Source organism: Agromyces sp. Marseille-Q5079 (assembly GCF_051016555.1).
Taxonomy (GTDB): domain Bacteria; phylum Actinomycetota; class Actinomycetes; order Actinomycetales; family Microbacteriaceae; genus Agromyces.
Map to the genome: position 1 here is coordinate 22351 of NZ_JBPEJF010000001.1, position 12638 is coordinate 34988.

Consider the following 12638-nt stretch of genomic DNA (forward strand, 5'->3'; position numbering starts at 1 on the left):
GCTTGATGGGGGGTCGATCATCGATCGGCCCCCCACCTTCATGTCACGGCCCGTGCCGCCGGCGGATCAGGTGTCCCTCGGGATCTCGAGCCAGAACTCCACGTCGAGGTCGTCGGAGTCCACGAATGGCGCGCCGGGTTCTGGTTCCATGAGGCCGACCACCGTGACCGCGGCGACCGAGGTCTCCGCGGCCGTCCTGGCGATGATGCGGTCGGCCCGAGACGCCGCGATCGCCTCGGCCAGCCGGGCGAGCACGCGCCCACGCCCGTCTTCGGGGAGGTCGTCGATGCCGCCCTCGTCGAGCAGGGTCACCGTCGCGCCGCGTTCGCGCGCGCGCTGCACCTCGGCGCGCACGTCGTCGGTGAGCAGCATCCGCCCGCGGATCTCATCGCGGATCGCGGCCTCGAGGATGCGGCACTCGCGACGTTGGGCCTTCGTGAGCACGCCGCCGCGGTCGGCGATGCGGCGCAGCATGGGCGCCGCGATGCGGTTCGTCTGCGAGAGCCGCGCCCGGCCCTCGAACAGGTGCGCGTCCTGTGCGGCCTGCCACTCGGCGGCCTCCCGCTCGGCCTGCGCGTAACGCCTGGTCTCCCGCGCGGCCGTGCCGAGCGCCGCGGCGAGCATGTGGGCGATCGCGACCCAGGCGATGCTGCCGATGACGCCGAGCGTGCCGAGCGCGAACGGCCCCGCCCAGACGACCGTCTGCACGGCGAGCGCGAGCACGCCGAGCCACGCGGCGAGGATCTGCCGGCGGGCCGCCGCGATCGTCATGAGCGTGCCCACGGCGGCGACATACCAGGTGGCGTACCCGTTGGTCTCGCCGGGATCGAGCTGGCTCGTCACCAGCACCGGCATGACGATGCTCACCGCGAGGTCGAACGCCGCCAGCCAGTCGGGCATGCGCACCCGCGAACCCACCGACAGGCTCGCGATCGTCGCGATCACGTACAGCACCAGCGCAACGAGCGTCGGCCACGGGGACTTCGGGATGTCGAGCGACGTGATGGCGAGCATCACGTGGTAGGCCGAGAACAGGGCGGCGAGCACGAGGAGGAGCCACCGCGGGATCGCGATCATCGGCCGACCTCCACCCCGGCCGGCCAGAGCAGGGTCACGGTCGTGCCGTGTCCCTCGGAGGATTCGATGCGCGCCGACCCGCCCGCGTTCGCCATGCGCTCGATGATCGAGACGCGGACGCCGAGCCGTTCGGCCGGGACGCGATCGGGGTCGAACCCGATGCCCGTATCGGCCACCTCGATCACGCAGCCACCGGCGCGGATGCCGCGCACGCGCACCTCCCGGCGGACCGTGTGCCCCGCCCCCTCGGCGTGCTGCATGCTGTTGACCATGGCCTGCACGGCCGCCGTCGAGAGCGCGTCGGCGGCCTCCACCGGGATCTCGACACCGCCCGTGTTGACGACGCGCACGGTGAACGCCACGGCGAACGTCGCGAGCGCGGCGCGGAGGCGGCGCACGAGGTGGGGCAGCCCGACGCGGTCCTCGACCTGCGGCCAGCCGACGCCGGCCTCATCGAGGCGGCGCACGGCGTCCCGCGCCATCCGTGCCGAGAGCGCCTGCTCGTCGGGGGTGTCGGCGGCGGCAGCGGACAGGAGCGTCGTGAGGACGCTGTCGTGCACGAGCGCGTCGACCTTCGCTCGCTCGAGTTCGGAGGCGTGAAGGCGCACGGCCGCCTCGTAGCGCTCGAGCGCGGCCTCCTGCGCGATGTCCACGGCCCGTGCGGCGTTCCGGAGCATCGTGACGATGATGAGCACGACCGCGCCGAGGATGAGCGCGTAGAGCGCATCGAGGATCGCGAGGTCGAGCGTGGCCGACCCTCCGCCCGGCGTCAGTCGCACGACGCCGTACATCGCCGGAACGAGCACCGTGTAGGCGATCGCCCACGGGGTCGGCAGCGCGACCACGGCCGCCGTGGTCGCCACCGTGCACAGGTAGTAGAGCCACGGCGGATCCGAGGCCACGACCTCCTGGTTCACGACGAGCATCGGCCAGGCGACGATCGCGCCGGCGTAGAGGAGCGCGAAGACGAGCGCGGCGCTGCGCACGGCGACCTTGGTCGCCGCCGCGAGGGCCACCGCGAGGATCGAACCGTAGAGCACGGCCACGAGCGCCACGCCGGCGCCGGGTTTGAGCCCGTCGGCCTGGCTGAGCGCCAGCGGAAGCGCCTGCGCGCCGAACACGATCCCGAAGATGCCGAGTGCGCGGGCGGCGACGGTCTCGACCTGTTCGCGCGTCACCGCCGTCCGACGGCGGACCGGCGCACGCGCGACGCGCGGCTCAGCGGCGGGCATCCCCGCCATCACCGTCGAGGCCGGGAAGGATGCCGTCTTCGACCGCACGGCGCAGCAGGTCGACCTTGGTGGGTGCGGGGCGACCGACCTCGACGTACTTCGCCCGGATGCGGTCGAGGTACTCGCGCGCCGTCGAGTGCGCGATGCCGAGCTTGGCCGCGACGAGCTTCAGCGGCAGCCCGGAGGCGTAGAGGTGCAGCACGTCGTGCTCGCGACGGCCGAGCTGCGCCTTCGCGAAGTCGCGGTCGGCCTCGATGGCGCTCGCCCACTCGACGTTGTTCAGCACGTCGCCGCGCGCGACCGTCGCGATGGCGCCGATGACGGCGGACATCGGCGAGGCCTTGGGGATCACGCCGGCCGCGCCGGCGGCGAGCGCCTCGCGCACCGCGGCGACCCGATCGGCGATGCTGTGCACGAGCACGGCGCTGCCGGTCGCGAGCACGGCGCGCACGTTGTCGGTGACGCTGGAGCCGTCGCCGAGCGACAGGTCGAGGACGACCACGTCGCACCGGCCGCGCTCGAGCGTCGCCAGCGCGGCGAGGAGGTCGGGCACGTCGGCGGTCTCGGCGACGACGGCGTACCCGGCGTCGCGGCACGCCGCGCGGAGTCCGAGTCGCACCGCTTCATGGTCATCGACGATCGCGACCGTTGCGACCGAGTCTGCTGCTGGGGCCGGCACGGCACCCCCTTCCGTCAGTCACACGATAGCGGCCAGTCGGGCCACCGCCTCGACATGGTGCGTGTTCGGGAACAGGTCGAACGCCTCGAGGTGCTCGAGTTCGTAGCCGTGCGCGCGCAGCAGGCCGACGTCCCGGGCCAGCGCGACCGGGTCGCACGCGACGTACACGAGCTGCCGGGGCCGCAGCGCGGCGACCCGGTCGACGACCTCGCGACCGGCCCCGGACCGCGGCGGATCGAGCACGACGGTCGCCTCGCGGAGCCGCGCCCGCTCGCCGGCGCCCGCGTCGGCCTCGAGCTCGGCGAGGAACCGGTCGACGCGCGCGGTCACGGCGCGCGCGCCGATCCAGTCGGCGAGGTTGGCGTCGGCGTGACCGGTCGCGCGCTCGTCGGACTCGACGCTCGTGATGCGCACCGTGTCGCCGAACCGGTCGCCGATGGCCGCGGCCAGCAGGCCCACGCCGCCGTAGAGGTCGAGGTTCGCGGCCCGCGGATCGAAGCGATCGGCATCGACGGCGTCCTGTACGGCCTTCGTCAGCGTCGCCGCGGCGCCCCGGTGGACTTGCCAGAACCCGTCGCGGTCGACGGCGAAGCGACGGTCGCCGACGATCTCGGTCGTGACCGGACGCTCGCCGCGCGGCATCCGCTCGCCGTCGGCGACGACCAGCTGCGGGTCGGCGCCGCTCGGCGCGACGAGGTCGATGGAGACGGCACCCGGGAAGCGGTCGGCGAGCGGGGCCAGGCGGGCGAGCTCGTCGACCGCGAGCGGCACGGATGCCACGGGCACGACGGTGTGGCTGCGCGCGGCGTAGGGCCCGACGGTGCCGTCCGCGGCGACGTGCAGGCGCACGCGCGTGCGCCACCCGGTGCCGTCGGCGCGCACGCCGGGCGCGAACGCCGGATCGACCGCGTGCACCACGACCTCGCGCTCGACCCCGCCGAAGCGCGCCAGCGCGTCGCGCAAGACCTCGGCCTTCAGCGCGCGCTGTCGTTCTGGCGCGATGTGGCCGAACTCGGCTCCGCCGGCGCGGCGCTCGGGCGCACGGTCGACGGACGCCTCCGCCCAGACGTGCGGGACGCGGTCGGCGGACGCCTCGAGCACCTCGACGGTGTCGGCGCGCCAGAAGCGCTCGTGCGCGGCATCCGTGACCCTGGCCCTGACGCGCTCGCCCGGGATCGCGTCGGCGACGAAGACCACCCGGCCCTCGTGATGCGCGACGGCGATGCCGCCGTGCGCGATGCGCTCGACGTCGAGCTCGAGCACGGGGCCGTCGGTCCTGATCGGGGCAGGGGTGCGGCCCCGGGCGCGTCCGGCACGCTCGGCGGGCTGCGCACCCGCCTGCTTCGGCGAGCGCTGGGCGGGTCGCCCGCCCCGTCTGGCGGAGTTCGAACGGTCGGAGCGCTGCGGTCGGGGCATGCATCGAGCATTCCACAGCCCGCCTGTGAGCGGCAGGATGGTGGCATGCGCCTCTACCTCGCCTCCACCTCCCCCGCACGCCTCGCGACGCTCCGAGCGGCCGGCATCGAGCCCGTCGCGATCTCGCCCGGCGTCGACGAGGCGGCGGTCGTCGAGGCGCATGAGGCCGCGAACGGCCCGCTCGAGGCATCCGCGCTGGTGCAGCTGCTGGCGCAGGCGAAGGCCGAGGCCGTGGTCGGCGCCACCGTCGACGGCGAGCCGATCGACGGGCTCATCCTGGGCGGTGACTCCGCGTTCCTGGTCGGCGGCCGCATCCACGGCAAGCCGCACCGGCCCGAGGTCGCGAAGGCGCGCTGGCTCGAGCAGAACGGCTCGCACGGCGACCTCTGGTCGGGTCACTGGCTCATCGACCACCGCGGCGGGCGCGTGAACGGCGCGGTCGGGCGGGCGGATGTCGCGACCGTGCGCTTCGCGGCGCTCGACGAGGCCGAGATCGACGCCTACGTCGCCTCCGGCGAGCCCCTGCTCGTCGCGGGCGCGTTCACCGTCGACAGCCTCGGGGGCCCCTTCATCCGGCGGGTCGAGGGCGACCCCTCGACGGTCGTCGGGCTCTCGCTCTCGACGCTCCGCGACCTCGTCCGCGAGCTCGACGTCGCGTGGCCCTCACTCTGGAATCGGGCCTGACTCCGCGAAGTCATTGTCGACACCCGCAAGGGCTCGCCGCCTTTCTTGTCGACCCTGCCCAAAGGCATTGGCGGATCCGAGAATAGGCTGAAAGGCATGCCGCGTATCACCAAGGTCCTCATCGCCAACCGCGGGGAGATCGCCGTCCGCATCATCCGCGCCGCCCGCGACGCCGGAATCGCGTCCGTGGCGGTCTACGCCGACCAGGACCGCGACGCGCGCCACTCCAAGCTCGCCGACGAGGCCTACGCGCTCGAAGGCTCGACGAGCGCCGAGACGTACCTCGTCATCGACAAGCTGCTCTCGATCGCACGCCGCTCCGGCGCCGACGCGGTACACCCCGGCTACGGCTTCCTCGCCGAGAACCCCGACTTCGCTCGCGCGGTCATCGCCGCGGGCCTCATCTGGATCGGCCCGTCGCCCGAGGCCATCGAACGCCTCGGCGACAAGGTCTCCGCCCGCCACGTGGCCGAGAAGGTCGGCGCACCGCTCGCGCCCGGCACCCTGAACCCGGTGGCGGATGCCGCGGAGGTGCTCGAGTTCGTCGACGTCCACGGCCTGCCCGTGGCGATCAAGGCGGCCTTCGGCGGCGGCGGCCGCGGCCTCAAGGTCGCCCGCACGCGCGACGAGGTGCCCGAGCTCTTCGACTCCGCCACCCGTGAGGCCGTCGCGGCCTTCGGTCGCGGCGAGTGCTTCGTCGAGAAGTACCTCGACAAGCCCCGCCACGTCGAGACCCAGTGCCTCGCCGACCAGCACGGCAATGTCGTCGTCATCTCCACGCGCGACTGCTCGCTGCAGCGCCGCCACCAGAAGCTCGTCGAGGAGGCGCCCGCGCCGTTCCTCACCGAGGCGCAGACCGATGCCCTGTACGCCTCCTCGAAGGCCATCCTCAAGGAGGTCGGCTACGTCGGCGCCGGCACCTGCGAGTTCCTCATCGGCCAGGACGGCACCGTGTCCTTCCTCGAGGTCAACACGCGCCTCCAGGTCGAGCACCCGGTCTCCGAGGAGGTCACGGGCATCGACCTCGTGCGCGAGCAGTTCCGCATCGCCGAGGGCGGCGTGCTCGACTACGCCGACCCCGTGGCCGTCGGGCACTCGATCGAGTTCCGCATCAACGGCGAGGACCCCGGACGCAACTTCCTTCCCGCCCCGGGTCCCGTGCACCAGCTGCGCTTCCCGGGCGGTCCCGGCATCCGCATCGACTCCGGCGTCACGAGCGGCGACCAGATCTCGGGCGCGTTCGACTCGCTGCTCGCGAAGCTCATCGTCACGGGCGCGACCCGCAAGGACGCCCTCGAGCGCGCCCGCCGCGCCCTCGACGAGTTCGAGGTCAACGGCCTGCCCACCGTGCTGCCGTTCCACCGCGACATCGTGCGCGACCCGGCGTTCGCGCCCGCGGGCGACGAGCCGTTCTCGATCTACACCCGCTGGATCGAGACCGAGTACGACAACCAGCTCGAGCCCTGGACCGGCGAGCTCGCCGAGCCCACCCCGGCATCCGCGCGCACCAACCTCGTGGTCGAGGTCGGCGGCCGACGCATCGAGGTGACCCTTCCCGCGAAGCTCGCGGGCGGCGGCGCGGCCTCGTCGCAGACGGCCGGTGCAGCGCCTCGTCGCCGTACCGCCGCCCATGCGGCCGGCACCGCCACCGGCGACGCCGTGAAGGCGCCGATGCAGGCGACCGTCGTCAAGGTGGCCGTGGCCGAGGGCGACCGGGTCGTCAAGGGCGACCTCGTGCTCGTGCTCGAGGCCATGAAGATGGAGCAGCCGATCGTCGCCCACAAGGACGGCGTCATCGGGCTCGTCAACGCCGAGGCCGGCGCGACGGTCTCGAGCGGACACCTGCTGCTCTCGATCGCCGACGCACCCGCCGCCTGACGGCACGGACGCCGGTCGTCCGACCGCCACGCCGCCCTGTGCAGGGCCGGCTCGACATGGCGGCCGGGTGGGGGCCGGGTCTCCCCCACCCCGCGGTCAGCGCAGCGCGAGCTCCGCGAGGACGGCATTCGCGGCGGCGATGCCCGAGTTCCGCGACGAGTGGATGGTGCTGGTCACCATGCCGGCCCAGAAGATCGTGCCCTCGATCGGTCCGTTCAGGCCGCTGCGTCGCGAGAACGGTCCGGGGTACGCGCCGCGTGCGAACTCGTCCTTCGACCAGTCGTACGTCGAAGCGTGCACGTACTCCAGGCCCCGATCGCCGGCCGCGGCGCGGACGTTTTCGAGCGCGGCCTGGAATCGCTGGGCCTCGGGCAGGTCGAGCAGTTCCTGCGCCCGGCCGCCCGTCATCCACGCGACGACGACCTCGCCGGCGTAGCCCGGGGTTCCGAGGGAGCCGTTCCAGAGGCTGGGCGGATTCTTCGAGAACGTCGTCATGATGTCCCAGGCGCGCGGCACCGGGTGCCCAACCGGCAGCACCGGCTGGGCGAACTCGAGGATCCCCTTGAAGACCGGCAGGTACTCGATCTCCTGGAAGGCGTCACGCCGATCGGCCGGAAGGGGCGGGTCGAAGGTGACGTCGCCGTTCTTCAGCACGCCGCCGGGCAGCGCGACCACGAGCGATTTCGCCTTGAACGAGCCGAGGGTCGAGTGCACGTCGACGCGGCCGCGGCGATGCTCCACCGTGTGCACCCGGGCGCCGCGCACCAGTGCGAGGCCGGTGGAGAGCGGCTGCAGCACCTGGTCGTAGCCACCGATCACCCGGTAGTCTCCGTACTCCTCTGGAGGGAACGGACCCGAGAGATCCTGTACCGCCAGCGCGTCGGCGACGGTTCCGACGATGTGATCTGCCGGCAGCACGTCGAACTGCTCGGTGTCGACCTCGATGGCGGCGAGCAGGATCGGGTAATTGTCGGGCGCGATGCCGACGCGTTCCAGCCACGTGAGCGCGGTCTCGCCGTCGAGCGGGTCGGGGAGCCCGTTCGGAAGCGACGGTGCGCCGAGGGGGAAGTGCAGCGATTCGAAGGTGGAGCCGTCGATCCAGGGCGAGTCCGGGCGGAGCCGCCCGAACACGGTCGTCTGCCGCCTCGTCGAGAGGCCGAGCCGGTCGATGAGCTCCCAGGTCGAGACGGTGGTGCCGTGCACGAGTTCCGCGCCGCGCTCGATGGGGATGGACATCGAGGTGCGATCGGTCCACATCCGGCCGCCGATGCGGTCACGGGCCTCGAGCACGAGCACCCGTCTGCCGGCATCGGCGAGGACGCGCGCCGCTCCGAGTCCGGAGGCGCCCGCCCCGATCACGATCGCGTCCCACATGCGGTTGACCGCACCGGGGATGACGCCTCCGGGCCGCGCTCCAGCGGTGAGGAGCAGTCCGGCGGCCCCCGCTGCGGCGAAGCCGAGCACGGTGCGCCGGGCGAGTCCCTGCGCGTTGTTCGGGGTCGAGTCGTCGTGGTCGTACATCTTGCCTCCTGGAACGTCGTCGTCTGGGGTGGCCGTCGAACAGGTCGCGATCCGAGAGGACCTGCTCACGAACGGATGCTGCACTCGGACAGTACTGCGCGCGGCACGGCGAACGCAACAGCGTTGACAACATCGTTGTCGCCATGCAGTGCGCTCCCACGCGATCGTGGGGCGCGATCGATCGCACCGCCGGTCGGCGGCCGTCGTCGGAAGGTACGGGCCGGCGCAGGCGGTCAGCGCGCCGTCGGTGGCTCCGCGCCCTGCGGGCTCGGCAGCTCGACCTCGCTGACGCCGCCCGCGAGCCGCGAGTGCCGGCGCCCGTAGAGCAGGTAGATCACGACGCCGATCACGAGCCAGACGAGGAACCGCACCCAGGTGAGGGTGGTCAGGTTCAGCATGAGCCAGACGCACAGCACGGCCGAGAGGATGGGCAGCACCGGCGACCACGGCACCCGGAACCCGCGCGACAGGTCGGGGCGCGTGCGACGCAGCACGACGACGCCGATGCTCACGAGCACGAACGCCGAGAGCGTGCCGATGTTGATCATCTCCTCGAGCAGCCCGACGTCGGTGAAGGCCGCGACGAAGGCCACGACCGTGCCGGCGATGATCTGGATGCGCGCGGGCGTCTTCGTGTGCTCGGTCGTCTTCGAGAGCCAGCGCGGGAGCAGACCGTCGCGGCTGAGCGCGAAGACGATGCGCGAGAGGCCGAGGAGGATGATCATGATGACCGTCGTGAGGCCCGCGAGGGCGCCGAGCGAGATCACGGCCGACGCCCAGTCCTGGCCGACCAGGCGGAACGCGGTCGCGAGCGAGGGCGTCTCCTCCTCGGCGAGCTCGGTGTACGAGACCATGCCGGTCATGACGATCGAGACGAGCACGTAGAGCAGGGTCACGATGCCGAGGCCGAGGAAGATGCCGCGCGGCAGTCGCTTCTGCGGCTCGCGCACCTCCTCGGCGCTCGTCGCGACGACGTCGAATCCGATGAACGCGAAGAAGACGAGTGCGGCCGCCGACAGCATGCCGAAGATGCCGTATTGGGCCGGCGCGGCTCCAGTCGCCCAGGAGACGAGCGACTGCGTCCAGACATCCGTCGCGCCGCCCTCCGTGGGCACCGCCTCTGGGATGAAGGGCGTGAAGTTCGCCGCCTTGACGAAGAAGAATCCGACGACGATGACGAAGAGCACGATCGCGACCTTGATGAGCGTGAACACCGCCCCGATGCGCGCGGTGAGCTTCGTGCCGGCGACGAGCAGCGCGGTGAACACGGCGACGATGAGGAACGCCGGCCAGCTCACCTCGAGCCCGCCGATGTCGAACGTCGCCGGGAACGGCAGCCCGAACGCGAGCAGCGCCTCGCCGAGGTAGACGCCCCAGTACTTCGCGAGCACGGCGGCCGCGGTGAACAGCTCGAGGATGAGGTCCCAGCCGATGATCCACGCGAGAAGTTCTCCCATGGTCGCGTACGTGAACGTGTACGCGCTGCCTGCGACCGGCACGGTCGAGGCGAACTCGGCGTAGCACATGATCGCGAGGCCGCACGTGACGGCCGCGAGGATGAACGAGATGATGACGCTCGGCCCGGCGAAGTTCGCCGCGGCCTGCGCCCCGACCGAGAAGATGCCGGCGCCGACGGCGACGGCGATGCCCATGAGCGCGAGGTCCAACGTTCCGAGCGAGCGTTTCAGGCTCCGCTCCTCGTCATGGGAGTCGGCGATCGACGATTCGACGGACTTCACACGCAGGTTCATGGGGCCCCCTGACCATTCGGCGATCGCCCCCGCGACGCCGCGTCGTCTCAGCGTACGACGTGCATGGCCCGCGCCGCATCCGTCAGCGAACCGCTGAGCGACGGATACACCGGGAACGCCTCGGCGAACTGGTCGACCGTGAGGCGGTGCTCGACGGCGAGCGCGAGCGGGAAGATGAGCTCGGACGCCTTGGGCGCGACGATCACGCCTCCGATGATCGCCCCCGACCCGTTCGAGGCGAAGAGCTTCACGAACCCGTCGCGGATGCCCATCATCTTCGCCCGCGGGTTGGAGGAGAGCGGCAGCTTGTAGACGACGCCCGGGACCGCGCCGTCCTCGATCTCCTTCTCGGTCCAGCCGACCGTGGCGATCTCGGGCTGGGTGAAGATGTTCGAGGTGATGTTGCGCTCCTCGGGCGGGTTCACGATGTCGCCCATGGCGTGGAAGATCGCCGTGCGCCCCTGCATCGAGGCGACCGAGGCGAGCGGCGGGAACGTGGTGCAGTCGCCCGCCGCGTAGATGTTCGGGATCGACGTGCGGGCCACGCGGTTGACCCGGATGTGGTCGCTCTCGGTGAGCTGCACGCCGGCCTCGACGAGCCCGATGTCACGCGTGTTCGGCACGGAGCCGACGGCCATGAGGCAGTGCGAGCCGCGCACCTCGCGGCCGTCGGCGAGGGTCGCGACGACCTCGTCGCCGTCGCGCACGACCGAGGCCGCACGGGACTTGTTCATGACCTTCATGCCGTTTCGCTTGAAGACCTTCTCGATGACGGATGCCGCATCCGCGTCTTCGCCCGGAAGGACCTGGTCGCGGCTCGAGATGAGCGTGACCTTCGCGCCGAGCGCGCGGTACGCCGACGCGAACTCGGCCCCGGTGACCCCGGAGCCGACGACGATCAGGTGCTCGGGCACGTGCTGGAGCGTGTAGAGCTGGGTCCAGGTGAGGATGCGTTCGCCGTCGGGCACCGCCGAGGACAGGATGCGCGGCGTCGCACCGACCGACACGACGATGGTGTCGGCCTCGATGCGGTCGAAGTCGGTGCCGCCCTTGGCCGTCGCGACGATGATCGCGTTCGGCCCGTCGAGGCGGCCCTCGCCCTGGACGAGGTGCACGCCCGCGTCGATGAGGTTCGTGCGCATGTCATCGGACTGCTGCGCCGCCAGGCCGAGCAGGCGCTTGTTCACGGCCGCGAGGTTGATCGCGACGTTCGGCTTCACGGCCTTCTGGGAGTCGCCCTTGGCGTAGAACTGCACGCCGAGGTCGGCGGCCTCCTTCACGGCGTTCGAGGCCTCCGCCGTGGCGATGAGCGACTTGGACGGCACCACGTCGGTGAGCACGGCCGAGCCGCCGACGCCGGCGCGTTCGATGAGGGTGACCTCCGCGCCGAGCTGTGCGCCCGCGAGGGCGGCCTCGTAGCCGCCCGGCCCGCCTCCGAGGACAGCGATCCGTTGCGTGCGCTCGAACTCGTAAGCCATGCTCATATTCTGCCAGTTCGCGCGCCCGCGCCCTCACACGAGCGCGCCCTGACGCGGCATCCGCCCGCTCGTTAGAGTGGAGGGATGACCGACGTGAACGTGCTCGACGACCCCGCCGCAGATCCCTTCGCCATCGCGGCCGACGCGGCCGCCCGCATCGCGGAGCTCACCGGGGTGGAGCGCCACGACATCGCCCTCACCCTCGGCAGCGGCTGGGGCCGCGCCGCCGAGCTCATCGGCGAGACCACGCACACGATCGCGGCCACCGAGGTGCCCGGCTTCTCAAAGCCCGCGCTCGAGGGCCACGTCGGCACGCTGCGCTCGGTGCTGCTGCCGAGCGGCAAGCGCGCCCTCGTCATCGGCGCCCGCACGCACTACTACGAGAACCACGGCGTGCGCCGCGTCGTGCACTCGGTGCGCACGGCCGCCGCGACCGGCGCCACGACGATGATCCTCACCAACGGGGCGGGCGGCATCAAAGAGCACTGGGCTCCCGGCACGCCCGTGCTCATCAGCGACCACATCAACCTCACGGCCGACTCGCCCCTCGAGGGCGCGACCTTCATCGACCTCACCGACCTGTACTCGAAGCGGCTCCGCGACCTCGCGCACACCATCGCGCCCGAGCTCGACGAGGGCGTCTACTGCCAGTTCCGCGGCCCGCACTACGAGACGCCCGCCGAGGTGCAGATGGCCAAGGCGATCGGCGGCCACATCGTCGGCATGTCGACCGCGCTCGAGGCGATCGCCGCCCGCCAGTCCGGCATGGAGGTGCTCGGCATGTCGCTCATCACGAACCTCGCCGCCGGCATCCAGAAGACGCCGTTGAGCCACGAAGAGGTCATCGAGGCCGGCCGGCTCGCCGAGCCCGTGATCTCCTCGCTGCTCGCGAAGATCGTCGCAGAGCTCTAGGAGGCACCGG

The 12638-nt window shown here is 72.0% G+C and carries 10 protein-coding genes; 3 read left to right on the forward strand and 7 right to left on the reverse strand.

Translation table 11 applies throughout. From position 1 onward, the window contains the following. Positions 1-66: 66 nt before the first annotated feature. From ACR3IO_RS00110 to ACR3IO_RS00125, 4 genes are read right to left on the reverse strand one after another with little or no spacing between them, the layout of a single operon-like run. Positions 67-1077 (reverse strand): hypothetical protein, encoded by a 1011-nt coding sequence (locus ACR3IO_RS00110; protein WP_434069145.1) that lies wholly within the window; start codon positions 1075-1077, stop codon positions 67-69. Further along, entirely contained in the window at positions 1074-2255 is a 1182-nt protein-coding gene (locus ACR3IO_RS00115; protein ID WP_434069146.1) for a sensor histidine kinase, read from the reverse strand. Before ACR3IO_RS00115 ends, ACR3IO_RS00110 begins: the two co-directional genes overlap by 4 nt. A 40-nt stretch (positions 2256-2295) precedes the next feature. Then, positions 2296-3006 (reverse strand): response regulator transcription factor, encoded by a 711-nt coding sequence (locus ACR3IO_RS00120; protein WP_434069819.1) that lies wholly within the window; start codon positions 3004-3006, stop codon positions 2296-2298. Beyond that, positions 3007-4404, reverse strand: a complete 1398-nt coding sequence (locus tag ACR3IO_RS00125; protein ID WP_434069147.1) for a class I SAM-dependent RNA methyltransferase — start codon at positions 4402-4404, stop codon at positions 3007-3009. A gap of 45 nt (positions 4405-4449) precedes the next feature. Here ACR3IO_RS00125 and ACR3IO_RS00130 point away from each other — a divergent pair, with 45 nt between their 5' ends. Together ACR3IO_RS00130 and ACR3IO_RS00135 are read left to right on the forward strand one after the other, a co-directional pair. Next, positions 4450-5088: a Maf family protein gene (locus tag ACR3IO_RS00130; protein ID WP_434069148.1), complete on the forward strand. Its 639-nt coding sequence runs from the start codon at positions 4450-4452 to the stop codon at positions 5086-5088. Positions 5089-5184: 96 nt separating this feature from the next. After that, on the forward strand, positions 5185-6966 hold the full coding sequence (locus tag ACR3IO_RS00135; protein ID WP_434069149.1) for an acetyl/propionyl/methylcrotonyl-CoA carboxylase subunit alpha: 1782 nt from the start codon (positions 5185-5187) through the stop codon (positions 6964-6966). Between the two features lie 96 nt (positions 6967-7062). Here ACR3IO_RS00135 and ACR3IO_RS00140 read toward each other — a convergent pair whose 3' ends face one another. From ACR3IO_RS00140 to ACR3IO_RS00150, 3 genes are all read right to left on the reverse strand, one after another. Then, entirely contained in the window at positions 7063-8487 is a 1425-nt protein-coding gene (locus ACR3IO_RS00140) for a flavin monoamine oxidase family protein (protein WP_434069150.1), read from the reverse strand. Positions 8488-8720: 233 nt separating this feature from the next. Then, on the reverse strand, positions 8721-10238 hold the full coding sequence (locus ACR3IO_RS00145; protein ID WP_434069151.1) for an APC family permease: 1518 nt from the start codon (positions 10236-10238) through the stop codon (positions 8721-8723). 47 nt (positions 10239-10285) lie between these two features. After that, a complete protein-coding gene (locus ACR3IO_RS00150; protein ID WP_434069152.1) occupies positions 10286-11716 on the reverse strand; it encodes an NAD(P)H-quinone dehydrogenase in 1431 nt (476 codons plus the stop codon). 84 nt (positions 11717-11800) lie between these two features. On the opposite strand from ACR3IO_RS00150, the gene ACR3IO_RS00155 reads away from it, so the two are divergent. Then, complete coding sequence (locus ACR3IO_RS00155; RefSeq protein ID WP_434069153.1) at positions 11801-12628, forward strand: purine-nucleoside phosphorylase; 828 nt, start codon at positions 11801-11803, stop codon at positions 12626-12628. The last annotated feature ends 10 nt before the right edge of the window (positions 12629-12638 follow it).